We start from the raw sequence: 25,561 nt of genomic DNA, 5'->3' as shown, positions 1-25,561 counted from the left end.
CAGATCGGTCTTCCCGCCCCGAGGGCTCCCCCTGGCCCTCGGGGCTTTTCTTTTGTGCGAGGCGAAGATTCGCGCAAGGTGCGCTTCTGCGGCGTCTCGAGCGCGCGCCAGCCGCCGCCGTGCCTCTACCGTGGTTCAGTCGCGCAGTGCCGCCAGCAGCGCAGCGCGCGGCAGCTTGCCGGTTTCGTTGCGCGGCAGCGCGGCGACCTTGCGCAGCGGGCGCGGCAGGAAGGCTGCGTCGATCGACGCGCGCAATTCCTGCAGCAAATCCAATTCGGAGCGAGTCGGCGCGACGACCAGTGCGGCGATGCGGCGCACACCGGCCGCATCGGCTTCGTCGAGCTGGAACGCGACGGCGTCTTCGACGCCGGGCAAGGCCACGATGCGGTGGGTGAGGTCGCCGAGCGAGGCGCGCTTGCCGGCGATCTCGACCAGGTCGGCATGCCGGCCACACAAGCGGAAGCGCTGTCCGGGCAACAGCTCGACCAGATCCGCCAGCGCAATCGCCTGCTCGAACCACGGCGCGTCGACGAGGGTTCCGTCCGGCTGCGGCCGCAGCGACACGCCCTCATGCAGGCGCCAGTCCTCGCCGAGCGCGCAGCGGCGCTGCGCGATCACGCAGGTTTCGGTCGAGCCGAACAGTTCGAGCGCGGGCGCGCCGTAGCGGCGCTCCGCCCGGACGGCGAGTTCCTGCGACAGCGGCGCGGTCGCCGAGGTGATCGCGGCCAGCGCGGGCAGTTCGACGTCCTCGCGCAGCAGAGCGGCCAGATGCACCGGCGTCGTCACCAATACGCGCGGCGCCGGCACCGCGGCGAGTGCGGCGGCGACGTCGGCCGGGAACAACGGGCGCGACGCGTGCACCGAGAACGGCCCGAGCAGCGGCAGCAGCACCGACAGCTCGATGCCGTACATGTGTTGCGGGGGCACGGTCGCGACGACATGCGCGAGCGGCGTCGCGGCGAAATCGATCAATGCCTCGAACGCGGTGACGTTGCGCGCGTTGCTCGCCGCGAACGACGCCCAGCGCTTCGCGTTCGGCTTCGGCTTGCCGGTGCTGCCGGAGGTGAAGCCGATGACGACGATCTGAGCGGCCGGAATGAGTGGCACCTCGTCGCGGCGGCCGTGCGTGCCCGGCGTCGGCAGGTCCGCATCGATGACGGCATGGCTCCCCGGATAGGCGGCGAGCGTTTCGGCGACCGCCTGCGGTGCGCGCGAGGCCGGCAACAGGTTCGCATGGCCGCGACATGCGACCGCGCAGAACGCGACGAGGAACGCATAGCGGTCCTCGCACAGGTTGATCGCGTCGCCGGGCGGCAACACGGCCGCGGCCGCATGCACGTCGGCGAGAAATTCACCGAGCGTGATCGCGCGACCCTGCGACCAGGCGAAAACGCGGTCCGGCGCAGCCTGCGCGAGCAGCGGCAACGCCGGCGCGACGATCCGGCCTTCGGGTACTGCAGACATTCCTTTCTCCCATCCCCGGATCGGCCGGCGGTGGCACCCATCGGCGCGTCGCCCGTCAGCCGCGTACGCTTTCCCCACTGATAGCGTCGCGGATCGGCGTCGGCCGCTCAAGTCCCCCGGTCGGTCCATTCAGGATCGCATCGAGCGACGTCCCGAACGCAAGCCGGACCTCGTCAGCCGAACGCGCCGGTGGCTCGCCATGGCGATTCGCGCTGGTCGAGACGAGCGCACCGCCGAATGCACGGCACAGCGCGGCCGCAGGCGGATGGGCGGTGACACGCAACGCGATCCCGGCATGGCCGCCGGCGATCCATTCCGGCACGCCGGCCGCCCGCGGCAGGATCCAGGTGTGCGGACCCGGCCAGCTCGCGCGCACGCGCATCAGTGCGGCGTGGGGCGTCGCGGCCAGGTCGATGTACGGCGCTACCTGCTCGAAATCCGCGCCGATCAGCAGCACGCCCTGGGTCGGCGGGCGTTGCTTGAGCGCGAACAGGCGCTCGAACGCGGCATGGTTGCGCGGATCGCAGCCGAGGCCGAACACCGCCTCGGTCGGGTAGGCGACCACGCCACCCGCTTGCAGAACTTCGGCAGCAACTTGGAAATGATCCAAGGCGGCCGGTCAATCAACGAGAAGCCGAGTTGGCAGGACTGCCTCCGGCTCTGTCTTGAAGTTCATGGACGTGGCAACGACGCCCTTCTTGCTCTGGTAGTAGTTGGCGACCGCGAAAGCGGGACCATCGGAGTATTCGAGCATCCAGACGACGTAGCAGTCCTTCTTTCCGATCGCCTTCTTGCTGAGAATGGACGACGACTGGATCTGGCCGAAGAACTGTTCGATCTGGCCGAGGGCCTGTACCTGGCCGATGCTTCTCTTGTCACCTTCCAGCGGTCCGTCCTTGAGCACGCGTTCCCAGAAAGCGGCCGCTCCCTTTTCGACGTAGACGGCCGTGGCGTCGGCAATCTTCTTGGCCGCTTCGGTGCAGACATCGTCCGCTCTGGCCGTGCCAATGGAAAGCATGGCCATGGTTGAAAGCAGCAATGCTGCGCGCATGGAATTTCTCCTCCAAGAGTTCGAGCTTCAGGCGTTTGACGCTTTCTTCGCGGGTTTCCTGGCCGAGGCCTTTTTTGCCGCTTTCTTCGCAGGAGCCTTCTTCCTGGCCGCCTTCTTCGCAGGCGCCTTCTTCGCCGCCGGCTTCTCGACCGCAGGCTTCGCCGCTGCTTTCTTCGCAGGAGCGGCCTTGGCCGCCTTGCCCTTGCCGAAGCGTCCACCGCCGCGTTTGGGGCGAAACGGCGCCGCGGCGATCAGCTCGACGCACTCGGCTTCGGTCAGTTCGGACGGTTCCTTGTCCTTGGGAATCTTCGCGTTCTTCTCGCCATCGGTGATGTACGGGCCGTAGCGGCCGTTCAGCACCTGGATGCCGTTGCCGAAATCCTTGATCGTGCGGTTCGCGATCATCTCGGCCTTTTCGCGCACGAGTTGCAGCGCGCGCTCGAGTTCGATCGTGTACGGATCGTCCTCGGGCTTGAGCGAGGCGTAGGTCGCGCCCTGCTTGACGAACGGACCGAAGCGGCCGACGCCGACGCTGACTTCCTCGCCGGCTTCGGACAGGCCGAGGTTGCGCGGCAGCTTGAACAGTTCAAGTGCCTCGGCGAGGGTGATCGTGTGCATGCTCTGGCCGGCGCGCAGCGAGGCGAACTTAGGCTTGTCCTCGTCGTCCTTGGTGCCGATCTGCGCGAATGGGCCGTAGCGGCCGAGGCGCACCTGCACCGGCTTGCCGGTCTTCGGATCGGGTCCGAGCTCGCGCGCACCGGTCGCCTCGGAGCGGTCGACGGTTTCATTCTTGTCGTCGACCTGCGCCTTGAACGGCTTCCAGAATTTCTCCAGCAGCGGCACCCAGTCTTCCTCGCCGCGGCTGACCGCGTCGAGTTCGTCTTCGAGTTTGGCGGTGAAGTCGTAGTCGACGTACTTGGCGAAATGCCCGGACAGGAATTTCGCCACCGCGCGACCGACATCGGTCGGCTTGAAACGGCGGCTGTCGAGGATCACGTATTCGCGGTTGAGCAGCACCTGGATGATGCTCGCGTAGGTCGACGGACGACCGATGCCGTATTCCTCCAGCGCCTTGACCAGCGACGCTTCCGAGTAGCGCGGCGGCGGCTCGGTGAAGTGCTGGTCGGCATGGATCGCGGCGAGCGGCACCGCTTCGCCGATCGTCATCTTCGGCAGCTTCCGGCCCTCGTCCTCGTCCTCGGCGTTCTTCTGGTCGCGGCCTTCCTCGTAGACGGCGAGGAAGCCCGGATCGACCACCGTCGTGCCGCTGGCGCGGAACATCGAATCGCCGCCGGCGTCGAGGTCGACGCTGACCGTGTTGAGGGTCGCGTGCTGCATCTGGCTGGCGAGCGCACGCTTCCAGATCAGTTCGTACAGCTTGCGCTGTTCGTCGTTGAGGAACGGCGCGATGTCCTTCGGACGATGCAGCGCCGAGACCGGGCGGATCGCCTCGTGCGCTTCCTGCGCGTTCTTCGACTTGTTGCGGTAGACGTGCGGCTGCTCCGGCAGCGCGCGCGGGCCGTAGTCGCGGCCGATCACGTCGCGCAGCTCGGCGATCGCCTCGGCCGACAGCGACACCGCGTCGGTACGCATGTAGGTGATCAGGCCGACCACGCCCTCGTCACCGAGCGCGACGCCTTCGTACAGGCCCTGCGCGATCTTCATCGTGCGGCTGGTGGTGAAGCCGAGCTTGCGCGCGGCTTCCTGTTGCAGGGTCGAGGTCGTGAACGGCGGCGACGGCCGGCGTTTGCGCTCCTTCGACTCGACGTTGGCGACGACCAGACGACTCTGCGCCGAGCGCGTCAGCGCGTCGCGCGCGGCGTGCGCGTCGGTTTCGTTGGTGAGGTCGAACTGCTCGAACTTCTTGCCGCGCAGCTTCAGCAGGCGCGCCTTGAACGCCATGTCCGGATGCGCGCAGTCGGCTTCGATGGTCCAGTACTCGCGCGCCTTGAACGCTTCGATTTCCTCTTCGCGCTCGGCGATCATGCGCAACGCGGGCGACTGCACGCGGCCGGCGGAGAGGCCGCGCTGCACCTTGCGCCACAGCACCGGCGAGAGATTGAAGCCGACCAGGTAGTCCAGCGCACGACGCGCCTGCTGCGCGTTGACCAGGTCCATCGACAGCGCGCGCGGATTCGCCACCGCTTCCTTGATTGCGCGCGGCGTGATCTCGCTGAACACCACGCGGTGCAGCGCCTTGCCCTCGAGCAGGTTGCGTTGCTTCAGGATCTCGGCGATGTGCCAGGAAATCGCCTCGCCTTCGCGGTCCAAGTCGGTCGCGAGGTAGAGCGAATCGGCGACCTTGGCCGCCTTGGCGATCGCATCGACGTGCTTCTCGTTGCGCTCGATCACCTCGTAGTTCATCGCGAAGCCGCGATCGGTCGCGACCGCGCCTTCCTTCGGAACCAGGTCGCGCACATGGCCGTAGGACGCCAGTACGTGGAAGTCCTTGCCGAGGTATTTGTTGATCGTCTTCGCCTTGGCCGGCGATTCGACGATCAGAAGGTTCTTTGCCATTGGAGTCCTTGGCGCCCGTACGGTAGTGCGATGGGCATCGCGCGGATCGTCCGCCGGCGATGGTGGGCTCGGGAGCCTCTGAACAATCCGGATTCAACTTGTCATGCCCCGCGGGGATGACGACCGTCCGATCAGAAGCTCCGTGGATGTGGCCGTCCGGCCATTGCCGGCGATTCTCTTTTTAGTGGAAACACGCCGCACGCCGGACTGTCAAGCACGGCTGTGCCCGGCCGGTACCCGACCGGAGAGGCCGATGAGTGGGGGTACGCAGGCGTAACACAAGGACTTCATTGGAAATTCCGCTCCGTGTTCAGCCGGGCGCCGCGCTCCGACGGGCGTAGCCGCCGCGTTCGGCGACGACCTCGCCCTCCAGCTCCAGCATCAGCAGCATCGAGGCCAGCGCGGCGACCGGCAGGCCGCTGCGATCGGCCAGCTGGTCGACGCCGAGGGTGTCGTGACCGAGCGCAGCGTACAGGCGTGCGTAGTCGGGATCGTCCGCGCGTGACGGCTGCGCGTCTCGTCCGCGCGACGATACGCGCTCCGTCGACTCGTCCAGGCGTTCGCGCAGGTTCGCGCCGAGCCGCTGCGCCAACGGCGCCAGCTCGCCGATGATCTCGTCGGCGGTCTCGATCAGCTTGGCGCCCTGGCGGATCAGCTGGTGGCAGCCGCGCGCGAGCGGGTTGTGGATCGATCCGGGGATCGCGAACACCTCACGGCCGGCTTCGGTCGCATTGCGCGCGGTGATCAGGGCGCCGGAGCGGATTCCGGCCTCGACCACCAGCGTGCCAAGCGAAAGCCCGGCGATGACGCGGTTGCGGCGCGGGAAATGGCTTTCGTGCGCGGGCGTGCCGGGCGGGAACTCGCTGACCAGCGCACCCTGCGCGGTGATGCGAGCGGCCAGCGGACCCTGGCGCGCCGGATAGACCCGATCCGGTCCGGTGCCGAGCACGGCGAGCGTTGCCGCGCCGGCGCCGAGCGCGCCCGCATGCGCGGCCGTGTCGATGCCTTCTGCGAGTCCGCTGGTGATCGCGAAGCCGGCTGCCGCGAGCGCGCGTGCGAACGCATCCGCGTTCGCACAGCCGCCCTGGCTTGCATTGCGGCTGCCGACGATCGCGACCTGCGGTTGCCACAACGCACTGCAGTCGCCGGCTACGAACAGCGCCGCGGGCGCGCCCGGTGCGTCGTCGAGCAGCGCAGGGAACTCGGCGCCATCGCAGGTCAGCAATGCATGCGACGGCTGCGCCAGCCAGTCGAGATCGGCGGCAATGCGCGGCGCATCCGGGGCGCGCAGCCAATCGCGGCAGGCCTCGTCGCGCGCACGCGCATGCGCGCCGCGGCGTGCTGCAGCGAGCGCACTGCGCACGTCGCCGTGCGTGGCGAGCAACTCGCGCAGCGACACCGGTCCGAGGCCGGGCGCACGCAGCAGGATCAGCCACGCTTCCAACGCGGCGCGGTTGGTTTCGATGTCCATGCGGGCAGTCTAGCGAGGCATCTGCGTGCCCGCGGCCGGCGATCGCCGCGGCCGCGTGTAGGAAAAGGCTGAGGGCTGAGTGCCGAGAGGGGGAGCGGCGCAAGCCGCGATGGCGCCCAGCCCCCAAAAAAGCGAACGGCCCCGCGAAGGAGGCCGTTCGGAAGAACTCGTGGGCTGCCCGCTACGGCACGTTGTTCGGATCGAACAGGAAGTCGCCCGCATGCACCGGCTTCACCGCGTCCATGACGAGGCCATAGCTGACGCGCTGGAACGTGCGGAAGATCATCACGTGACCGATGAATTCCGACGGCAGCTTCACCTTCGCGTCGTGCGGATGGAAGAAGCGGCGCGTGCGGCCTTCTGGGTAATCGGTCTCGTCGGCGACGACGTCGCCTTCGTGATAGATGCTGAAGGTCTGGCCGTTCTCGATGCCGTCCTCGCTGCCGCGCGACAGCGCAACGACCTGGCGCGGACCGACCGCGTCGAGCGCGTCGCTGAACGCGATCACGCGCATGTTCTCCGGCACCTTCGGCGGCGAGTGCGGCACGTACTGGTCATCGTACGGGCGCGTGTCGATCGGCAGCACGTAGTCGCCGGCCTTGACCTCGAAGTCGGAGCTGATCACCAGCGCCGACGACACGTCGCCGCTGCGCGTGACCTGCACCACGCCGAAATCGCGCATCTCGTAGCCGAGGAAGCGTACGTTGCCGGACAGCGTGAACTCGTTCGGACCGTGGCGCCACAGGATGTCCGGGCGGCGATCGTGGAAGTCGTCCTTCGCCTGGCGATACACCTCGCGCGGACGGCCGTCGTCTTCCGGCGGCATGTCGTAGTAGCGGCCCGACGGACGCACCAGCGCGAGCTTGGTGCCCGGCTGCGCGTTGAGACCGCGCACGTAGACCAGCTGGCCCGGCGAGCCGCGCAGCTGGTTCTCCTCGAGGCCGATCACATGCGGCGCGTCGCGGTATTCGTCTTCGGCGACGATGCGCGTGTTCTTCAGCCATTGCTTGAGGGCCGACAACGGGATCGGCGGGATCGCCTCGTCGTAGCCGCTCGCGCGTACATGCGGACCGACGCCGCCGCGGCCGAGGTGTCGTCCGCTGATGACGAGCTCGTCACCCGGATAGATCAGGTGCGGGTTCTTCACCTGGCTGTTGTCCTGCCAGATCTCCGGCCATAGCCACGGCTGCTTGAGGAAGCGCGCCGAGATGTCCCAGAGGGTGTCGCCCTTCTTGACGACATAGCGATCCGGATGGTTGTCCGCCCATTCGACCGTGGCGGCGTACACCGTCAACGTCAGCAGCAGGCCGACTGAAACCGAAAGCAGTTTTTTAAGCATGACGGCCAATCCCCCGATCCCCAAAGGTTTTCCCGAGTGTAATGGAAATTTAAGGCGCAGGAAAATCGACTGCGTCGCAGGTAGTCCGGCGCGCCTGTTTCCGGCAAGCGGCGTCATTTTGTGACGCAATTCCCATTCGGCGTCCCTGGGTGTTGGGTTGGTCAGATCGCCTTGACGCGGCGTGCAGCGGCGATGGCACGCCCAGCGGTGCGGCGCAGACGGCCGACCAGAACGGCGTCGCGACGCTCGGTGGGACGCGACGCCGGGCATCCACGCGGTCGTCGTGAGCGCGGCGGGCGTGAATGGCGACGTGACGTTCATCGCGACGGGCAACGCTGAAGGCGGCGGACTCAGCGGGGCGGACGGTGCTCGGGCACGCGCTCGGCGGCCGTTTCCGCGTCGAGGCGATCGGTCTCGACGGCTGCGTGTACATGGCCTCGTTGTCGCCGAACACGGCGTCGAGCAGGGCAGCGCGTGGGCGCACGTCGTCGGCACGCAGGTCGTGCTCGCCGTAGCCGGCGGTCGCGTCACGTAGTCCGGCGCGGACGCCGCGCTCGACCTCGCGCTCGGTGTGAAAGGCAGCGTCGCTGTCGTCGGCGCTGACGATTGAAGGAGATGCCTCCCGGACTGCCGCGCGCGGACCGGGGGTCGAAGGCTTGGAGGGTACGGGGCCGGCAGGGCGGTACACGCAACGCGCGTGCCGCCGTGTTCGCAACGGACGCGGGACTCGCTTCGCTCGACCCGCGCGCGCCCTACCGCTTCGCGGCGGGCTCCCCTTACAATAGGCAACCCCTTGATCCGATTGCGGCCTGACCGCAGCTTGCCGCCAATGACCCTGCTTACGATCCTCGAATTTCCCGACCCGCGCCTGCGCACCAAGGCGCAGCCGGTGACCGTGTTCGACGCCGAACTCAAGCGTCTCGTCGCCGACATGTTCGAAACCATGTACGCCGCGCCCGGAGTCGGGCTCGCCGCGACCCAGGTCGACGAGCATCGGCAACTGCTGGTCGCCGACATGTCCGAGAACTCCGACCAGCCTCTGGTGCTGATCAATCCGCGCCTGCTCGAGAAGGACGGCCTGCAGGTATTCCAGGAAGGCTGCCTGTCGTTTCCGGGCATCTACGCCGACGTCGAACGCGCGCTGCATGTGAAGGTCGCCGCGCAGGATGTCGAGGGCAACGCGTTCGAGCGCGACTTCGAAGGCCCGCTCGCGGTGTGCATCCAGCACGAGATGGATCACCTCGTCGGCAAGGTCTTCGTCGACCACCTTTCCGCGCTGAAGCGCTCGCTGCTGCTGAAGCGACTAGAGAAGAAGCGTCGCCAGAGCGCCTGAGAGCCGGGATTCGTGATGGTGGTTGGTGATTGGTGAAGGCCTGCGAGGGTCGCCATCGGTCGATGCCGCGATGACACGAGCGTCGGTCGATGGTGCGAGTGCGGGTTCCGAATCACCGATCAAGAATCACCACCCACGGCCTTGCCATGCGCCTTGTTTTCGCTGGAACACCCGAATTTTCCGTGCCTTCGCTGCACGCCTGTCTCGCCAGCGGGGCCGAGGTCGTCGCGGCGTACACGCAGCCGGATCGACCGGCCGGCCGCGGGCGCAAGCTCGGAGAGAGTCCGGTCAAGCAGGCTGCGCGCGCTGCCGGGGTCGCGGTCGAGCAGCCGCTAACCCTGCGTGACAAGGACGCGCGCGCGCGCCTCGCGGCGCATGCGCCGGATCTGATGATCGTGGTGGCCTACGGCCTGATCCTGCCGAAATCGGTGCTCGCGATTCCGCGCCTCGGCTGCTGGAACGTGCATGCTTCGCTGCTGCCGCGCTGGCGTGGCGCGGCGCCGATCCAGCGCGCGCTCCTCGCCGGCGATCTGGAAACCGGCGTCGACCTGATGCAGATGGAAGCGGGCCTCGACACCGGTCCCGTGCTGCTCGAAGCGCGCACGCCGATCGCGCCGGGCGACACCGGCGGCAGTCTGCACGACCGCCTTGCCGTTCTCGGCGCGGCGACGCTCGCCGAAGGCCTTGCGCGCGTGCTGCGTGGCGAAACGCTCGCGGCGACCGCGCAGCGCGAGGACGGCGTCGAGTACGCGCACAAGCTCGACAAGGCCGAAGCACGCCTCGACTGGAACCAGTCCGCGCGACAGCTCGAACGCAAGGTGCGCGCGTTCGACCCATGGCCGGTGGCCGAGGCGGTCATCGACGGCGAACGCCTGCGGATCTGGTCGGCCGAGGCGATCACCGGCACCGGCGGGGAGCCGGGGTGCATCGTCGCGACCTCGCGCGAAGCGATCGACATCGCGACCGGCGACGGCCTGCTGCGCGTGCGCGAAGTGCAGCGCGATGGTGGTCGCCGCATCGCCGTGCGCGACTGGCTCAACGCGCGTCGCAAGGCGCCGGCATGAGCGAGCGCCGCCCGTCGCGGGGACCGCGCAAGCCCGCGCCCGCGCCCGCGCCCGCACCTGTGCCGGGCGCGGGCTTGCGCGCCGAAGCCGCGCGTGCGCTCGCGCGCGTCGTGTTCGAGGGCGTGTCGCTGCGGCGCGTGCTGGTCGACGCGAATCCGCGTGTCGCCGATCCGCGCGATCGCGCCCTGCTCGCCGCCTCGCTGTTCGAAGCCTCGCGCTGGTGGCTGCGCCATGACGCCGCGATTGCCTCGCTGATGGACAAGCCGCTGCCGCCGAAGGCGCGCGAAGCGCGCGCGCTGCTGGTGCTCGCAGCGGTGCAGATCGACGTGCTCGGCGTAGCCGACTATGCGGTCGTGGCGCCGAGCGTGGAGGCGATGCGCGTGCTCGGCCTGGCGCAGTACGCCGGGCTCGCCAACGCCTTGCTGCGCCGCTATGCGCGCGAGCGCGAAGCGATTGGCGCGCGCCTCGATCAGGACGCGGTCACGCGCAGCGCGCATCCGCGCTGGCTCATCGATGCACTCGCGCGCGACTGGCCGGATCGTGCCGGGGAGATACTCGCGGCGAACAACCGCGAAGCCGCGCTCACGTTGCGCGTGAATCGCCGCCGCGGCACGCGCGAGGACCTGCTCGCTCGCCTCGCCGCCGATGGCGTCGCCGCGGCCGCGCACGCCGATCTCGCCGACGCGATCGTGCTTGAGCGCAGCAGCGACGTCACGCGCCTGCCCGGCTATGCGGAAGGCGCGTTCTCGGTGCAGGACGGCGCGGCCCAACGCGTGGCCGACCTGCTGGACGCCGGCGACGGCCAGCGCGTGCTCGACGCGTGCGCCGCGCCGGGTGGCAAGAGCGCGCACCTGCTCGAACGCGCGGACGTGGAACTTGTCGCGCTCGACAACGATCCGGCGCGCCTGCCGCGCATCGGCGAGAACCTCGCCCGCCTGGGCCTCGGTGCGAGTGTCGTCGCCGGCGATGCGCTCGCACCGGCGAACTGGTGGGATGGCCGGCCGTTCCAGCGCATCCTGATCGACGCACCGTGTTCGGCAAGCGGGATCGTGCGACGCCAGCCCGACATCAAGCTGCACCGACGCGCTGCCGACATCGCACCGCTGGTGCGCACCCAGCAGGCGATCCTTGCGGCGCTGTGGTCGCTGCTCGCACCGGGCGGGCGCCTGCTGTACGCGACCTGCTCGGTGCTGCGCCCCGAGAACGAGGGCGTGCTTGCCGCTTTCCTCGCCGACCACGATGATGCACGCGCGCTGCCGCTGCCCGGGCACTGCGGTCACGCAGCCGGCGTCGGCCGCCAGAACCTGCCCGGCGAAGGCGGCATGGACGGCTTCTACTATGGCCTGCTCGAGAAGATTGCCTGATCGATGTTGGCGCCGCGTCTGCGCGGGCCTGCTCGTCGCCGCCTGCGCCCTGCTCGCCGGCTGCGGCCTGCTGTTGCAGCAGGAGCCCGGTTCGCTCGGCGTGCGCAATGCGCAATTGCTCTCATTTGGTGGAAACGCCCAGCTCGAACTCGGCCTCGATTGCCGCCTGAGCGGACCGATGCAGGACGCGCTCGACCACGGCATTCCGGTCACGTTCGTGATCGACGTGCGCGCCGGCGCGTGGGGCTCGCGCGTGCGTGCCCGCCCGCGCGTCGAGCTGCGCTACTTCCCGCTGTCGCGTCGCTACCAGTTGCGCGTCGGCAGCAGCGATGACGTGCGCAGCTTCGCCACCCAGGCCTGGCTGGTCGCCGCGCTCGGTGCTCTGCGCATCAACCTGCCGGCGACGTTCGCGCAGTTGCCGGCGGGCACCAGCCTGCGCGTGCGCGCGGCGATCGATCCCGCCGCGCTGCCGGGCGCACTGCGCTTGCCCGCCTTGTTCGAGCCGGCCTGGCAACTTGCTTCCGCGGACAGCTCATGGCCGGTCGCGACGCACTGAACTTCCTGCTGCGACGCGTGCTGCCGGCACTCGCCGTCGGAGCGCTGCTGGTCGCCTCGCTGAAGCTGGCCGAAGACGCCGCAGCGGACAGCGCGCGCTTCGCCGCGCACTACCGCTGGGTGCTGGGCACCGCGATTGTCGCGCTGGTCGTACTGGTCGCGACGATCGGCCTGCGCCTGTGGCGCCTGCGCGGCGACGTGCAGCGTGGCGTGCCGGGCGCGCGCCTGAACCGGCGCCTGCTGCGCCTGCTGATCCTGCTCGCAGTGCCGGCGTCGATCGTCGTGTACGGCTTCGCACTGCGCTTCCTCGACGCGACGATCGACAACTGGTTCAACCTGCGCCTCGAACAGGCGCTCGACGATGCGCTCGAACTCGGCCGGGTGGTCGTCGAGGAACGCCTGCATGTCGCCGAAAGCGCCAGCACAGAGCTCGCGCAGCAATTGTCCGCGGACCCGCCGGAGGCGGTGCAGGCGAGCCTCGATGGCGCGATCGATTCGCTCGGCGCGATCCAGCTCAGCGTGTTCGGTGCCGACGGTCGCGTGCAGGCGAGCGCGAGTTCGGACCCGCGCTACCTCGATCCGCCGATTCCGGACGGCAGCCTGCTGCTGCGTGTGCAGGGCGATCGTCGCTATGCGGCGGCGGAGCCGCTCGGCGATGCGTTGATCCTGCGCGTGCTGTTGCCGATCGCCAGCACCGATGGCGCACCGGCTTCGCAGCAGCGACTGCTGCAAGGCCTGTTCCCGCTGCCCGCGCGGTTGCAGCCGCTGACCACACGCATCGAGCGCGCCAGCTTCGATTTCCAGCGCCTCAAGTTCCTGCGCGGTTCGCTCAAGCTGACGTTCGCGCTGATCCTCACCTTCGTCCTGTTGCTGTCGGTGCTGGTGGTCGTGCTCGCGGCATTCGGCATCGCGCGCCGGTTGGTCGCGCCGGTCGGGCGGCTCGCCGCGGCGACCCGCGCGATCGGCGCCGGCCGTTACGACACGCCGCTGCCGGCGCAGAGCGACGACGAGCTCGGCTTCCTCGTCGCCTCGTTCGCGCAGATGACGCGCGAGCTCGAGTTCGCCGGCGCACGCGCGCAGAAGAGCGCGCGCGAGACCGAGCAGCAGCGCGCCTGGCTCGAAGCGGTGCTGGAGCGCCTTTCGGCCGGCGTGCTCGGCTTCGATCGCGAAGGCCGCGTGCGCGTCGCCAACCGTGCCGCCGATGAGATCCTCGGCGTCGACTTCGAGCAGCATCTCGGCGCCAGCGCGGGCGAGATCGGCAAGCGACACGCCGACCTCGCCGCCTTCACCGAACCGCTCGCTCGCCACCTGCGCGACGACGTGCGCGAATGGCGCGAGGAAGTCGTGCTCGACACCGCGCACGGTCGCCGCAGCCTGATGGTGCGCGGCACCGTCTTGCCGGAACAGGCCGGCTACGTGGCGGTGTTCGACGACCTGACCGTGCTCAATCGCGCCCAGCGCGACGCTGCCTGGGGCGAAGTCGCGCGCCGCCTTGCGCACGAGGTGAAGAATCCGCTGACGCCGATCCAGCTCGCCGCCGAACGCCTGCGTCGACGCTTCCTCGGGCGCCTCTCGCCGGAGGAAGGCGAGCTGATCGATCGCGCGACGCATACGATCGTCAGCCAGGTCGAGGCGCTGAAGACGATGGTCAACGCGTTCGGCGACTACGCGCGACCGCCGCAACTGGCGACGCGGCCGATCGCGCTGCACGCGCTGGTCGGCGAAGTGCTTGACCTGTACGAGAACGACCAGCGCCTGACCCTGACGCGCCAGCTCGCCGAGGGCGAGCCGCGCGTGCGCGTCGATGCGGTGCGCCTGCGCCAGGCGCTGCACAACCTGATCAAGAACGCGCTCGAAGCGATCGGCGAGGCGCACAAGCCGCAGTTGCAGGTGACCACGCGCGTGCTGCGCGACGATGGCGAGGCGTGGGTCGAGTTGTCGGTCGCCGACAACGGTCCCGGCCTGCCGGCCGACTTCGGCGAACGCTGGTTCGAGCCCTACACCAGCAGCAAGGCCCGCGGCACCGGCATCGGCCTCGCGGTGGTCAAGAAGATCGCCGAGGAACACGGCGGCAGCGTGCGCGCGGAGAATCGCGCGCAAGGCGGCGCGCAGTTCACCCTGCGCCTTCCGCTCGACCAGGCGTAGGGCGGCGGTACGCGTCCAGCGCGCGCCGCCGGCTTCGCGTTCGGCGGGACTCGCCGCTGCGCGGCTCGACCCGCCCTACGAAGATGCGAGCGCTGTGACGGCGTCGGCGAGGCGCTGGCGGAACGCGCGGTCGTTCACTTCCCACCACGCGCGTGCGGCGCCGCTGCGCCGGCACCGTTCTTCCGCATCGAGCGCGAGCAGGTGTTCGACACCGGCTTCGAGCGCGACCGGGTCGACGAAATAGGTGGTCGCGAGGCGCTGCATTCCGGTGCGCGAATACGCGGCGCGCACGCCGCAATCGGCAGCCACCATTTCGTTCATCGGCGGCGCATCGGTCGTGAGGACGATCGCGCCGACGCTCATGCCTTCGACCAGGTGATGACCGAAGCCTTCGGTCTCGGACGGGCACAGGTGGAACAGGTGCCGGTTCTGCAGGCGTTGCAGTTCGGCGTCGTCGAGATAGTCATCGATCAGGCGCACGTTGCCGGGCAGCTGCGCCGGGCGCTGCAAGGGCGTGCGCTGCACCATCGTCAGCATCGGCCAGTGCGGCTTGCGCAGCCACAGGTCGAGCAGCGGCTGGCTGCCCTTGTTGATGCTGCGGCCGCCGAGATGGAAGAACATCGGTTCGCGCGCGACGTCGGGCAGACGCCGGTCGAAACTGGTGAAGCCGACGAACTCCGCGCGACAGCCGAGTGCTTCGAAGATCGGCACCGCATGGCGCGTCTTGGTGTAGACGCGGTCGAACGCATCGAGGCGCGGCCGGTCCGCTTCGTCGAACCATTCCGGATGCGGCAGCAGCACGTTTCGACGCGCGAGTGGCAGGTAGTCCGGGCGTCCGCGTTCGTCCATCAGGTTGACGTCGAAGCGGCCCGCGTCCTCGCCGCCACGCCAGCGCCGCCACGCCACCTGTGCCTGGCGCTTCAACAAGGTTGCCTGACGACGCAGGCCGCCTGCGCCGATCGCGCTCAGCGTGACCTCGAAGCCCGCTTCGCCGAGCGCGCGCGCAAGGATAGCGAGATCGCGCGACAGTCCGGCGCCGTTGTCGCGTGCGATGACCTGTACGCGCGTCATCGGCGGCGCCTTCGGAGCGGGTGTGGAACAAAGGTCGGCATGCGAACGGGCGAAGGATCGGGCGCACAAGGGTAACCATCGATGGCGGCCCCTGCATACCGTGTGCGGGGACACTGCGCTATGCTCCCTGTCTCCTTTTTGCAACGCTGGAGCGGGCGATGGCAGCGGGCGCACGCGTGCTGGTGGTCGACGACGAACCGGATATCCGCGCGACGATCAAGGACATCCTCGACGACGAGGGCTATGTCGTGGACGTGGCCGAATCCGCCGCGGCGGCGCGCGAGGCGCGCAGGCGTCAGCGCCCGGACGTGGTCCTGCTCGACATCTGGATGCCCGACCTCGACGGCATCAGCCTGCTGCGCGAATGGAGCGAGCGCGGTGGATTGCCGTGTCCGGTCATCATGATTTCCGGTCACGGCACGGTCGAGACCGCGGTCGAAGCAACCCGCCTCGGCGCATGGGATTTCATCGAGAAACCGATCTCGCTGGCCAAGCTGCTGCTGGTCGTCGGCCACGCACTCGAAGCGGGTCGGCTCAAGCGCGAGAACGAAGGCCTGCGCCGCCAGCTGCCCGCGCCCGGCGATCTCGTCGGCTCGGGCCGCGCGATGCAGGTGTTGCGCGCGCAGATCGAGAAGATCGCCGCGCACGACACCGGCGTGCTGGTCGTCGGTGAGCCCGGCACCGGCAAGGAAGCCATCGCGCGCGCGCTGCACGAGCGCAGCGGTCGTCGCGCCGGCCCATTCGTGACCGTCGCCGCCGGCGCGATCGCGCGCGAAACCGCGGCGCTGGCGTTGTTCGGGGCGGAAGACGGCAACGGCGTGCAGCATGGCTTGTTCGAGCAGGCGAACGGCGGCACGCTGTTCCTCGACGAAGTCGCCGACCTTGATCCCGAATTGCAGCTGCGCCTGTCGAGCGTGATCGAGCGACGCGCGCTGATCCGCTGCGGTGGCCACGAACCGGTTCCGCTCGATGCGCGCGTGATTGCGGCAAGCTCGCACGATCTCGCCGCGCTGGTCGCCGCCGGGCGCTTCCGCGAGGAACTGTACTACCAGCTCAAGATCGTTCCGCTCGCCGTGCCGCCGCTGCGCGAGCGCGGCGACGACATTCCCGAACTCCTGCGCTATCACGCCGACTGGTTTGCCAACCGCGACCAGTTGCCGTATCGGAATTTCCCGGTCGCGGTGCAGAACCGCTTGCGCCACTACGCCTGGCCCGGCAACCTGCGCGAGCTGCGCAATCTGGTGCAACGCCTGCTCGTACTCGGCAGCACCAGCGAAGTCACGCTCGACGAGGTCGACGCGGGGCTCGGCAGCATTGGCGGCGCGGCCGCCACCGCGACGCCGGCGGTCGGCGCCGGCATCGACTTCTCGCTGCCACTGCGCGAAGCGCGCGACCAGTTCGAGCGCGCGTATCTGCAACACCAGCTCGAAGCCGCCGGCGGCAGCGTCGGCAAGCTGGCCAAGGCGGTCGGCATGGAGCGCACGCACCTGTATCGCAAGCTCAAGGATCTCGATATCGACCCGCGGCGGGTGGAGAATGCCAAGGCTGAGGGATGAGGCAGGTCGCGGCGGGACTCGCGCTGCGCGCTCCACCCGCCCTGCGCGCCGAGGCGCGGGTGATATTTCGACTCACGGGGCCTCCCCCTCCAGAGCGGCTTCAAGGCATCGCTCCGGCCAGGCTGGTTGGTATCCGGAACTGAACGCTTGCCTAGCGCATGCTGCAACGCGGAAACTTCAGCCGCGTGGCGCGGTCGGAGTAGACAGTTTCATCACACTCCCTCTCGGCGCCCGCGTGGCGCCGTTTTTTTGAAGGCCAGGATGGCCCGAATGCCGAAAATGCAGGAGCAATTTTCGGCAAGGCCAGGATGGCCCGAATGCCGTGTCTTTGCAGGAACACGCGGGCATCGGCGACAACGGGAATGTCTGGACAGGCTCGATTTCGCGGCGCGAGCCGCTTCCATTGAAGGAACCAACCATGCGACTTGACGGCAAAGTGGCGATCGTGACCGGCGCGGCCAGCGGTATCGGCAAGCGCATCGCCGAGGTCTACGCGCAGAACGGTGCCGCGGTCGCGATCGCCGACATCAATCTCGACGCGGCCAACGCCACCGCGATGGAACTGGTTGGCGGCGGCGCCAGGGCGATCGGCATCGCGATGGACGTGACCGACGAGGCGGCGGTCGATGCCGGCGTCGACGCGGTCGTGAAGCAGCTCGGAGCAGTCGACATCCTGGTCTCGAATGCGGGCATCCAGATCGTCAATCCGGTCGACAAGTTTTCCTACGCCGACTGGAAGAAGCTGATGGCCATCCACGTCGATGGTGCGTTCCTGACCACGCGCGCGGCGTTGCGCCATATGTACGCACGCGGCAAGGGCGGCGCGATCATTTACATGGGCTCGGTCCACTCGAAGGAAGCCTCGAAGCTGAAGGCGCCGTACGTGACCGCGAAGCACGGCCTGATCGGCCTCGCCAAGGTCGTCGCCAAGGAAGGTGCGGAACACGGCGTGCGCGCGAACGTGATCTGTCCCGGCTTCGTGCGCACGCCGCTGGTCGAGAAGCAGATACCGGAGCAGGCGAAGGAATTCGGCATGTCCGAGGACGAGGTGGTCAAGAAGATCATGCTCAAGGAAACCATCGACGGCGAATTCACCACGGTCGACGACGTCGCCGCCTGCGCGCTGTTCTTCGCCGGGTTCCAGACCAATGCGCTGAGCGGGCAGAGCATTGTCGTCAGCCATGGCTGGCACATGCAGTGAAAAGCCGGGAATCGGGGATCAAGACGGGAAGGCCATCGCGCGTGGCCGTGGCGGCGACGCGGCCCTCGAAACGCGCGAGGCCTCGCGAGCAGGTGTTGTCACCCGCCGAACTGGCCGGGCAGTACGAGACCGTTGCGCTGGTTCTGCAGGGAGGCGGTGCGCTCGGCGCGTACCAGTGCGGCGTGTACGAGGCGCTGCACGACGCGGGCATCCGCCCGGCCTGGTTTTCCGGTACCTCGATCGGCGCGATCAACGCGGCGATCCTCGCCGGCAATGCGCCGGAACGCCGGCTTGAGCGCCTGCGCGAATTCTGGGACACGATCTGCGTGCCGGCGGGTCCGCTCGGAGCGTTCGCCGGAATCTCCGACTGGTTGCCGAGTGGCGGCCCGCTCGATGCGTGGTTGAACGCATTCGGCGCATTCGGTGCGATCGCGCACGGTCAACAGGGGTTCTACACGCCGCGGCCGCTCACTCCATTCGCGCTCACCGACGGCAGCGCGGCGGCGACCAGTTTCTACGACACCACCCCGCTCAAGGCAACGCTGGAACGGCTGGTCGATTTCGACCGCATCAACAGCGACGGCGTGCGCCTGTCGATCGGCGCGACCAATGTCGCGAGCGGCAACTTCCGCTATTTCGATTCCGCGCTGGAACGCATCCGTCCGGAACACATACTTGCGTCAGGCGCGCTGCCGCCGGCGTTTCCTGCGGTCGTCGTCGACGGCGAACATTATTGGGACGGCGGCCTCGTCTCCAATACTCCGCTTGAATACGTGCTCGAATCGGTGCCCAGGCGCGACACGCTCGTGTTGCAGGTCGACCTGTGGAGCGCGCGCGGTCCGCTGCCCCGCAACGTGCTCGACGTGCTGGAGCGCGAAAAGGACATCCAGTTCTCGAGCCGCACGCGCCAGGGCACGGACCAGGTTGCCGCGCGCCAGCGCCTGCGCAATGCACTCGGCCTGCTGCTCGAGCGCATCCCCGATGGATCCCTGCCGGCGGGACTGCGCGGCGAGCTCGAGCCGTGGCTGTGCGACCGCGTGTTCAATATCGTTCACCTGATCTATCGCGCGAAGTGCTACGAGGAGCAATACAAGGATTACGCGTTCGGTCCGGCGACGATGCGCACGCATTGGGCAAGCGGGCGCGACGACATGCACGACAGCCTCGCCCGGCCCGAATTCTTCGCCTTGCCGGACCGCAGCCTCGGAGTCGTCACGCACGACATCCACCGCGCGCAACGGTAGGAACGGCGGCCAGGCCACGCAGGGTGATACGCGCGACGCACGCCGCCAAGCCCTCAACCCTCAATCCTCAATCCTCCACACCAGGTCATCCGAACGCGCCTCCGTGCGTTGCAAGCGGGACATCCGACACTTGGGGAGGATTCAATGGAATTGGCCACGCCGCGTGTATCCGCAACGCTGACGCGCGATGATGTCGGCATGGAACCCGACTTCATCGCCCGCCTGCGTACCCAGCTCGGCGGCCCGCGCGACGGCGCCCTGCTGCGTTTCTCGCTCGGCAATGCCTTGTTGGGTCAGGGTGATGCTGGCGGCGCCGCGGTCGCATTGCGCGAGGCGCTCGCGTTCGACCCGCATTACTCGGCGGCGTGGAAGCTGCTGGGTCGAGCGCTCGCCGAACACGGCGATGCCGTCGCGGCGATCGCCGCGTTCGAGTCCGGCATCGCGGTCGCGCGCGAACGCGGCGACGAGCAGGCGGCGAAGGAGATGGGCGTGTTCCTGCGCCGCCTGCAGAGGCCGGCAACGCCCTGAACCGCCTGCATCCCCTGCTGCTGCTTTCGCTCGGCCTGGGCATCGCCGGCGCCGCCCACTGGGCGTTGCATCGGCCGATCGCGCATCGCGCGGGCGTGCTCGTCGAGGTTGCGCCGCGGCAGACGGAGGCCAGTGACCCGGCCCTCGTGCGACTCGGCGACAGCGTGTTGCAGCCGCTCGCCGATTTCGACATCGAGGCGCGCGTGCTGTCGCGCGAGGACTACGCATTCGATGCCGGAGCAGCTCTTTCGCCGACGGATCTCGCGCTTGGCTGGGGCCGCATGTCCGACAGTGCGACCATCGATGCGCTCGAGATCCGCCAGTCCGCACGCTATTTCAGCTATCGCTGGCGCACGTCGCCGCCGATCCCGCCCGCCGAAATCGTGCGTTCTGCCACCAACCTGCACGCGATCCCCGCCGACGCCGCCGTCGCGCGGTCGCTCGCGCGCGTGCGTGTCGGCGACGTCGTCGAACTGCGCGGGCGGCTGGTGGAGGCGAGCCGCGCGGACGGCTGGCGCTGGCGCAGCTCGCTCAGCCGCGAAGACAGCGGCGCGGGCGCCTGCGAGCTCATGCTGATCGAGTCGATCGATCGGCGTTGAGCGAATTCGGCCAGCGCTTGTACGTCCACTGGTACTGCGTGAACGCACGGCGCACGCACTCCTCGACGCCGCGGTTGAGTGCCGCGCAGGCGCGTCCGATGTCGGCATCGGCGATGCCGTCCGGCGCCGGCAGGAAGTGCACGCGGTAGCCGGAACCGCGTGGCAGGCGCTCGACGAAGCTGAAAAGCACCGCCGCGCCGGTGCGGTTCGCGAGGCGCGGCAGAAGCACCATCGTCGGCGCCGGCAAGCCGAAGAACGGCGCCGAAACGCCTTCCCCCTGACGCGGTTGCTGATCCGGCAGGATGCCGACGACGCCGCCGGCGGCAAGGCGTTTGTACAAGGTGCGCACGCCCGCGCCCTCGGCCCGAACCTGTTCCACCGGCAGCGCGCCGCGAGCGCGCAGCAGCATCGGTTCCAGCGCGGTGTGCCGTGGTGCGCGGTACAGGATCGCGAGCGGCGTTTGCGTCGCGAGCCAGTAATTGAGCAGCTCCCAGCAGCCGAGGTGCGGCGCTGCGACGACCAGGCCGCGCCCGGCGGCGAGCGCGGCGTCGAAATGCTCGCGGCCACGGATCTCCCGGATCAGCCCAAGTGCCTTTTCGGGCCGGGTGCCCCAGATCGCGGCGATCTCGGCGACCGCCTTGCCGGTCTCGATCAGGCTCGCGCGTGCGAGCCGGTGTCTTGTTTCGGCGCTCTCTTGCGTTAGTACCAGAGAGAGGTTGCGCTCGGCGATGCGGCGGGCGCGCCCGCGCGACCACCAGGACAGCCAGCCGAACCCTGCGCCGAGTGCATGCACGAGGGGCAGCGGGCAGCGGCCGACGAGGCGCAGGCAGCCATAGAGCAGTGCGATGGGCCAGGACAGAAGAGGCTGGGTCATGGGTCGAGCGAAGATTCGAGGCATCGGCAACGCTGGGCGGGACGGTGGTCGATGCGGCACCATAACCGCTTCGCACTGCCGGATTGAACCATGTCGATTGCGCTGCGCGTCGGTTCCTGGCCGCTGGCCCATCCGCGATGATCGCCCTGATCCAGCGTGTCAGCGAGGCGCGCGTGGAGGTCGAGGCGCGCACGACGGGTGCGATCGAGGCGGGTCTGCTGGCGTTGGTCGCGGTACAGCCGGGCGATGGCGAGACCCAGGCCCGGCGGTTGCTCGAACGCATCCTCGGCTACCGCGTGTTCGCCGATGCCGAAGGCCGCATGAACCGCTCGCTGGCCGATACTGGCGGCGGCCTGCTGCTGGTTTCGCAATTCACGCTGGCGGCGGACACGCGCTCCGGGATGCGACCCGGATTTTCGACCGCAGCGGCACCCGACGAGGCCGAGCGCTGGTTCAACCACTTGGTCGATCGGGCCCGCGAATCCCACGCGCGGGTGGAAATCGGGCGGTTCGGCGCCCACATGAAGGTCCATCTGGTCAACGACGGGCCGGTCACGTTCTGGCTCGAGGCGCGCTGAGACGGGCGCCGGAGCGCGCCCGGATTTGCAAATCATTGCATTCGATGCCGCTCGTGATGATCGCCGCGGGCCCTCATTTGCGTATACGGATCAGGACCTTCGGCTGCCCTTGACGCGGCTCCTATACTTTCTTTCCTTCGCCGTACAGAACACATCCGGAAACCGACATGGCCGCAGCGCATACCCAGGAGCAACAGCAGTCCGAGATCAAGACCCTGATCATCAAGGGCAAGGAGCAGGGCTACCTGACCTATGCCGAGGTCAACGACCACCTGCCCGACGACATCGTCGACCCGGAGCAGATCGAAGACATCATCGGCATGATCAACGACATGGGTATCGAGGTGCACGAAGTTGCGCCGGATACCGAGACGATGCTCCCCGAGACGCCGGTCGCGACGGATGACGACACCGCGACCGAGGAAGCGGTCGCCGTGCTCAGCGCGGTCGACGCCGAAGTCGGCCGCACCACCGATCCGGTGCGCATGTACATGCGCGAAATGGGCACGGTCGAGCTGTTGACGCGCGAGGGCGAAATCGCGATCGCCAAGCGCATCGAGGAAGGCCTGAACCAGGTGCAGACCGCGCTGGCCAGCTTCCCGTGGTCGATCCAGCTGCTGATCGAGGAATACGACCAGCACACCGAAGGCAAGAAGCGCCTGTCCGAAGTGCTTGCGGGCTTCGCTGACGTCGAGCAGCCGGACGTGGTGGTGGCCGAAGCGGTCGAAGTCTCCGATGCGGCCGAGGAGGAGGAAGACGACGCGGAAGGTGGCGCCGAGGAATCCGATCCGGTCGACACCGGCATCGACCTGGCCGAGGTCGCGCGCCGCATGGACGAGCTGCGCCAGATCTACGCGAAGTTCCAGAAGTCCGCCGACAAGCACGGCGCCAACGACCGCAAGTCGCAGAAGCTGCGCGACGAGATGGCCGAGGCATTCCTCAAGCTCAAGCTGCCGGCGATCATGATCGACGGCTTCGTCAAGAAGTTGCGCGACGTCGTCAACAACATCCGCAACCACGAGCGCGTCATCGGCGAGCTGTGCATAAAGCATGCGCGCATGCCGCGCAAGGATTTCCTCAAGCTGTTCCCGTCCAACGAGACCAATGTCGAGTGGGCGGACGAACTCGCGCGCAAGCGCCAGAAGTGGTCGCCGGCGATCAAGGCGAACCGCGACGCGATCGTCGCCGAGCAGGAAAAGCTCATCGCGACCGAGCAGACGCTGTATCTCAACGTCGCCGACATCAAGGAAATCAACCGTGCGATGTCGATCGGCGAGGCGAAGGCGCGCCGCGCGAAGAAGGAAATGGTCGAGGCGAACCTGCGCCTGGTGATCTCGATCGCGAAGAAGTACACCAACCGCGGCCTGCAGTTCCTCGACCTGATCCAGGAAGGCAACATCGGCCTGATGAAGGCGGTGGACAAGTTCGAATACCGCCGCGGCTACAAGTTCTCGACCTACGCGACCTGGTGGATCCGCCAGGCGATCACGCGCTCGATCGCCGACCAGGCGCGCACGATCCGCATCCCGGTGCACATGATCGAGACGATCAACAAGCTCAACCGCATCAGCCGCCAGATGCTGCAGGAGATGGGCCGCGAGCCGACCCCGGACGAGCTCGCGATCAAGATGGAGATGCCCGAGGACAAGATCCGCAAGGTGCTCAAGATCGCCAAGGAACCGATCTCGATGGAAACGCCGATCGGCGACGACGAGGATTCGCACCTCGGCGACTTCATCGAGGACGCGACGATCGTCTCGCCGGTCGAGTCGTCGACCAACATCGGCCTCATGGAAACGGTGCGCGACGTGCTCGCCGGACTGACCCCGCGCGAGGCGAAGGTGCTGCGCATGCGCTTCGGCATCGACATGAATACCGACCACACGCTGGAAGAAGTCGGCAAGCAGTTCGACGTCACGCGCGAGCGCATCCGCCAGATCGAGGCGAAGGCACTGCGCAAGCTGCGCCATCCGAGCCGCTCCGAGCAGCTGCGTTCGTTCCTCGACATCGACTGAATCAAGCCATCCGCCGAGGACAAGACGGCGCCGGACGCGAGTCCGGCGCCGTTGTCGTTTCGGCACGCTAGAATCGTCCCGTTGCGGGCCTATAGCTCAATGGTCAGAGCAGGGGACTCATAATCCCTTGGTTCCAGGTTCGAGTCCTGGTGGGCCCACCAACTAGATATTCACTGACATCCACCTTCGTCCAAACGATCGCTTAAACGCAAAGAAAATTAAGTGTGTATTGTCCACTGGTGTCCATGGCTGACCACTGACATCCAGTTGAAAAGTGAGTAACCTTGTGAGTACCACGGCCGCGATCCGGCGCCGTACTCACAATCCCGGTACTCACACATGCCCGCGAACACACAGCTTCTGACCGACACGAAGTTGCGCAGTCTGCGCCCCCGTGATGCGGTCTACCGCGTAGCGGATTCAAACGGCCTTGCCATTGAGGTGCGCCCAAGTGGCGCGCGACTCTGGCGCTACCGCTACCGCTTCAACGGTGCGGCAAGCATGCTCGCACTCGGCGAGTATCCGGAGGTGTCGCTCGCCGAGGCACGAAAGCGGCGCGACGACGCGCGTGCGACGCTCAACGCGGGCATATCCCCGGTAGTTGCGGCCCGCGCGCGCCGGGACGTACAGGCCGAGCACGCGGCCAACACATTCGCCGCAGTCGCCGCCGAGTTCATGGCGCAGCGCGCAAGGACTCTCACGGCCGGGTCCGTGAAGCGGGAACGTCGTTTGCTCGAAAAAGACCTTGCGCCCATCGCGGATACTCCGGTTGCTGACGTGACCGCCAAGGCCCTACTTGGCGCGCTCCGCAAGATCGAGCAACGCGGGATCATCGAGACTGCGCACCGCGCGCGGGCGCTGGCCGGGAGGGTGTTCCGATATGCCATTGCAACGGGCCGAGCCGAGCGGGACCCCTCCGCCGACCTCGCCGGCGCGCTGCCGTCGCCGAACGTCGAGCACTTCGCGAGCGTGACGGAGCCGGGCAAGGTTGGGCCATTGCTGCGTGCGATCCACGGCTACCAAGGAACGCTGTCCGTCATGTGTGCGCTCAAGCTGGCGCCGCTGGTGTTCGTGCGCCCGGGCGAGCTTCGGACGATGCGATGGGCAGACGTGGACATGGAAGCCGAGGAATGGCGATTCGTCACGAGCAAGACGAAAACGCCGCACATCGTGCCGCTTTCGTCCCAGGCGCTGGCGATTCTGCGCGAAGCCCGCCAGTTCACGGGATCGAGTGAGTATGTGTTTCCGGGCGGTCGATCCGTTCGCCGGCCGCTGTCGGAAAACGCGATCAACGCGGCGCTGCGCACGCTAGGTTACGACGGCGACACCATGACCGGCCACGGCTTTCGGGCAATGGCGCGCACTATGTTGGATGAGGTGCTCGGCTTTCGCCCCGACTACATTGAGCAACAGCTAGCGCATGCCGTGCGCGACCCGCTCGGGCGGGCGTACAACCGTACGGCGCACCTACCCGAGCGCCGCAAGATGATGCAGGCTTGGGCAGACTATCTGGATTCGTTGCGCGTCGGAGCCAGCGTGGTGCCCATTCGCAAGCGTGGGTAAGCGGCTCGGCCTCGCCGACAATGACGAAG

The 25,561-nt window shown here is 68.1% G+C and carries 22 protein-coding genes and 1 tRNA gene; 15 read left to right on the top strand and 8 right to left on the bottom strand.

Annotated elements, in window-relative coordinates; all coding sequences use genetic code 11:
• Nucleotides 1–135 precede the first annotated feature (135 nt).
• The 6 genes from ACILRJ_RS01215 to ACILRJ_RS01190 all read right to left on the bottom strand — a co-directional run bounded on the left by ACILRJ_RS01215 (nt 136) and on the right by ACILRJ_RS01190 (nt 7,842).
• Nucleotides 136–1,464: an AMP-binding protein gene (locus ACILRJ_RS01215; RefSeq protein ID WP_395679541.1), complete on the bottom strand. Its 1,329-nt coding sequence runs from the start codon at nt 1,462–1,464 to the stop codon at nt 136–138.
• Between the two features lie 55 nt (nt 1,465–1,519).
• Nucleotides 1,520–2,074, bottom strand: a complete 555-nt coding sequence (locus tag ACILRJ_RS01210; RefSeq protein WP_395679538.1) for an L-threonylcarbamoyladenylate synthase — start codon at nt 2,072–2,074, stop codon at nt 1,520–1,522.
• A 9-nt stretch (nt 2,075–2,083) separates the two neighbouring features.
• Nucleotides 2,084–2,515 (bottom strand): hypothetical protein, encoded by a 432-nt coding sequence (locus ACILRJ_RS01205; protein WP_395679536.1) that lies wholly within the window; start codon nt 2,513–2,515, stop codon nt 2,084–2,086.
• A gap of 27 nt (nt 2,516–2,542) precedes the next feature.
• Nucleotides 2,543–5,032 (bottom strand): DNA topoisomerase I, encoded by a 2,490-nt coding sequence (locus ACILRJ_RS01200; RefSeq protein ID WP_395679534.1) that lies wholly within the window; start codon nt 5,030–5,032, stop codon nt 2,543–2,545.
• Nucleotides 5,033–5,342: 310 nt separating this feature from the next.
• On the bottom strand, nt 5,343–6,503 hold the full coding sequence (gene dprA, locus ACILRJ_RS01195; RefSeq protein WP_395679532.1) for a DNA-processing protein DprA: 1,161 nt from the start codon (nt 6,501–6,503) through the stop codon (nt 5,343–5,345).
• 181 nt (nt 6,504–6,684) lie between these two features.
• Complete coding sequence (locus tag ACILRJ_RS01190; protein WP_395679530.1) at nt 6,685–7,842, bottom strand: LysM peptidoglycan-binding domain-containing protein; 1,158 nt, start codon at nt 7,840–7,842, stop codon at nt 6,685–6,687.
• 283 nt (nt 7,843–8,125) lie between these two features.
• On the opposite strand from ACILRJ_RS01190, the gene ACILRJ_RS01185 reads away from it, so the two are divergent.
• The 6 genes from ACILRJ_RS01185 (at nt 8,126) to ACILRJ_RS01160 (ending at nt 14,303) form a co-directional block, all read left to right on the top strand.
• A complete protein-coding gene (locus ACILRJ_RS01185) occupies nt 8,126–8,377 on the top strand; it encodes a hypothetical protein (protein ID WP_395679528.1) in 252 nt (83 codons plus the stop codon).
• Between the two features lie 294 nt (nt 8,378–8,671).
• The gene (def, locus tag ACILRJ_RS01180; protein ID WP_395679525.1) at nt 8,672–9,175 is read left to right on the top strand and encodes a peptide deformylase; all 504 of its coding nucleotides are present in this window, start codon (nt 8,672–8,674) and stop codon (nt 9,173–9,175) included.
• Between the two features lie 146 nt (nt 9,176–9,321).
• On the top strand, nt 9,322–10,239 hold the full coding sequence (fmt, locus tag ACILRJ_RS01175; protein ID WP_395679524.1) for a methionyl-tRNA formyltransferase: 918 nt from the start codon (nt 9,322–9,324) through the stop codon (nt 10,237–10,239).
• Complete coding sequence (gene rsmB, locus ACILRJ_RS01170) at nt 10,236–11,603, top strand: 16S rRNA (cytosine(967)-C(5))-methyltransferase RsmB (RefSeq protein ID WP_395679521.1); 1,368 nt, start codon at nt 10,236–10,238, stop codon at nt 11,601–11,603. The genes fmt and rsmB overlap by 4 nt, the downstream gene beginning before the upstream one ends.
• The gene (locus ACILRJ_RS01165) at nt 11,596–12,159 is read left to right on the top strand and encodes a DUF4390 domain-containing protein (RefSeq protein WP_395679519.1); all 564 of its coding nucleotides are present in this window, start codon (nt 11,596–11,598) and stop codon (nt 12,157–12,159) included. The genes rsmB and ACILRJ_RS01165 overlap by 8 nt, the downstream gene beginning before the upstream one ends.
• On the top strand, nt 12,138–14,303 hold the full coding sequence (locus ACILRJ_RS01160; protein ID WP_395679517.1) for an ATP-binding protein: 2,166 nt from the start codon (nt 12,138–12,140) through the stop codon (nt 14,301–14,303). The genes ACILRJ_RS01165 and ACILRJ_RS01160 overlap by 22 nt, the downstream gene beginning before the upstream one ends.
• 75 nt (nt 14,304–14,378) lie before the next feature.
• Here the strand turns inward: ACILRJ_RS01160 and ACILRJ_RS01155 are convergent, their stop codons facing one another.
• On the bottom strand, nt 14,379–15,374 hold the full coding sequence (locus ACILRJ_RS01155) for a glycosyltransferase (protein WP_395679515.1): 996 nt from the start codon (nt 15,372–15,374) through the stop codon (nt 14,379–14,381).
• Between the two features lie 158 nt (nt 15,375–15,532).
• On the opposite strand from ACILRJ_RS01155, the gene ACILRJ_RS01150 reads away from it, so the two are divergent.
• The 5 genes from ACILRJ_RS01150 to ACILRJ_RS01130 all read left to right on the top strand — a co-directional run bounded on the left by ACILRJ_RS01150 (nt 15,533) and on the right by ACILRJ_RS01130 (nt 20,502).
• A complete protein-coding gene (locus ACILRJ_RS01150; protein WP_395679513.1) occupies nt 15,533–16,930 on the top strand; it encodes a sigma-54-dependent transcriptional regulator in 1,398 nt (465 codons plus the stop codon).
• Nucleotides 16,931–17,348: 418 nt separating this feature from the next.
• Entirely contained in the window at nt 17,349–18,131 is a 783-nt protein-coding gene (locus tag ACILRJ_RS01145) for a 3-hydroxybutyrate dehydrogenase (protein WP_395679511.1), read from the top strand.
• 92 nt (nt 18,132–18,223) lie between these two features.
• A complete protein-coding gene (locus tag ACILRJ_RS01140) occupies nt 18,224–19,375 on the top strand; it encodes a patatin-like phospholipase family protein (RefSeq protein WP_395679509.1) in 1,152 nt (383 codons plus the stop codon).
• A 198-nt stretch (nt 19,376–19,573) separates the two neighbouring features.
• Complete coding sequence (locus ACILRJ_RS01135; RefSeq protein ID WP_395680749.1) at nt 19,574–19,903, top strand: tetratricopeptide repeat protein; 330 nt, start codon at nt 19,574–19,576, stop codon at nt 19,901–19,903.
• Nucleotides 19,904–19,968: 65 nt separating this feature from the next.
• A complete protein-coding gene (locus tag ACILRJ_RS01130; protein WP_395679507.1) occupies nt 19,969–20,502 on the top strand; it encodes a hypothetical protein in 534 nt (177 codons plus the stop codon).
• Here ACILRJ_RS01130 and ACILRJ_RS01125 read toward each other — a convergent pair.
• Entirely contained in the window at nt 20,471–21,376 is a 906-nt protein-coding gene (locus ACILRJ_RS01125) for a lysophospholipid acyltransferase family protein (RefSeq protein WP_395679505.1), read from the bottom strand. The two genes, ACILRJ_RS01130 and ACILRJ_RS01125, sit on opposite strands and share 32 nt — an antisense overlap.
• 137 nt (nt 21,377–21,513) lie before the next feature.
• Here ACILRJ_RS01125 and dtd point away from each other — a divergent pair, with 137 nt between their 5' ends.
• The 4 genes from dtd to ACILRJ_RS01105 all read left to right on the top strand — a co-directional run bounded on the left by dtd (nt 21,514) and on the right by ACILRJ_RS01105 (nt 25,532).
• Nucleotides 21,514–21,954, top strand: coding sequence for a D-aminoacyl-tRNA deacylase (dtd, locus tag ACILRJ_RS01120; RefSeq protein ID WP_395679503.1), 441 nt, complete (start codon nt 21,514–21,516; stop codon nt 21,952–21,954).
• A 167-nt stretch (nt 21,955–22,121) separates the two neighbouring features.
• Nucleotides 22,122–23,969: an RNA polymerase sigma factor RpoD gene (gene rpoD, locus ACILRJ_RS01115; protein WP_395679501.1), complete on the top strand. Its 1,848-nt coding sequence runs from the start codon at nt 22,122–22,124 to the stop codon at nt 23,967–23,969.
• An 85-nt stretch (nt 23,970–24,054) separates the two neighbouring features.
• A tRNA-Ile gene (locus ACILRJ_RS01110) sits at nt 24,055–24,130 on the top strand.
• 178 nt (nt 24,131–24,308) lie between these two features.
• Nucleotides 24,309–25,532 carry a tyrosine-type recombinase/integrase gene (locus ACILRJ_RS01105; protein ID WP_395679499.1) on the top strand — a complete coding sequence of 408 codons (1,224 nt, stop codon included), beginning with the start codon at nt 24,309–24,311 and terminating at the stop codon, nt 25,530–25,532.
• Nucleotides 25,533–25,561 lie beyond the last annotated feature (29 nt).

The organism is Dokdonella sp. (assembly GCF_044227025.1).
Lineage (GTDB): Bacteria > Pseudomonadota > Gammaproteobacteria > Xanthomonadales > Rhodanobacteraceae > Dokdonella_A.
Note: the sequence above shows the minus strand (reverse complement) of the source record. Positions and strands in the feature narration are given on the sequence as shown.

Bases quoted from the DNA above. Each gene is read 5' to 3' on its own strand.
- ACILRJ_RS01215 (WP_395679541.1), bottom strand. From the start codon at position 1,464: ATGTCTGCAGTACCCGAAGGCCGGATCGTCGCGCCGGCGTTGCCGCTG.
- ACILRJ_RS01205 (WP_395679536.1), bottom strand. From the start codon at position 2,515: ATGCGCGCAGCATTGCTGCTTTCAACCATGGCCATGCTTTCCATTGGC.
- ACILRJ_RS01200 (WP_395679534.1), bottom strand. From the start codon at position 5,032: ATGGCAAAGAACCTTCTGATCGTCGAATCGCCGGCCAAGGCGAAGACG.
- dprA (WP_395679532.1), bottom strand. From the start codon at position 6,503: ATGGACATCGAAACCAACCGCGCCGCGTTGGAAGCGTGGCTGATCCTG.
- ACILRJ_RS01190 (WP_395679530.1), bottom strand. From the start codon at position 7,842: ATGCTTAAAAAACTGCTTTCGGTTTCAGTCGGCCTGCTGCTGACGTTG.
- def (WP_395679525.1), top strand. From the start codon at position 8,672: ATGACCCTGCTTACGATCCTCGAATTTCCCGACCCGCGCCTGCGCACC.
- fmt (WP_395679524.1), top strand. From the start codon at position 9,322: ATGCGCCTTGTTTTCGCTGGAACACCCGAATTTTCCGTGCCTTCGCTG.
- rsmB (WP_395679521.1), top strand. From the start codon at position 10,236: ATGAGCGAGCGCCGCCCGTCGCGGGGACCGCGCAAGCCCGCGCCCGCG.
- ACILRJ_RS01160 (WP_395679517.1), top strand. From the start codon at position 12,138: ATGGCCGGTCGCGACGCACTGAACTTCCTGCTGCGACGCGTGCTGCCG.
- ACILRJ_RS01155 (WP_395679515.1), bottom strand. From the start codon at position 15,374: ATGACGCGCGTACAGGTCATCGCACGCGACAACGGCGCCGGACTGTCG.
- ACILRJ_RS01150 (WP_395679513.1), top strand. From the start codon at position 15,533: ATGGCAGCGGGCGCACGCGTGCTGGTGGTCGACGACGAACCGGATATC.
- ACILRJ_RS01145 (WP_395679511.1), top strand. From the start codon at position 17,349: ATGCGACTTGACGGCAAAGTGGCGATCGTGACCGGCGCGGCCAGCGGT.
- ACILRJ_RS01135 (WP_395680749.1), top strand. From the start codon at position 19,574: ATGGAACCCGACTTCATCGCCCGCCTGCGTACCCAGCTCGGCGGCCCG.
- ACILRJ_RS01125 (WP_395679505.1), bottom strand. From the start codon at position 21,376: ATGACCCAGCCTCTTCTGTCCTGGCCCATCGCACTGCTCTATGGCTGC.
- dtd (WP_395679503.1), top strand. From the start codon at position 21,514: ATGATCGCCCTGATCCAGCGTGTCAGCGAGGCGCGCGTGGAGGTCGAG.
- rpoD (WP_395679501.1), top strand. From the start codon at position 22,122: ATGGCCGCAGCGCATACCCAGGAGCAACAGCAGTCCGAGATCAAGACC.
- ACILRJ_RS01105 (WP_395679499.1), top strand. From the start codon at position 24,309: ATGCCCGCGAACACACAGCTTCTGACCGACACGAAGTTGCGCAGTCTG.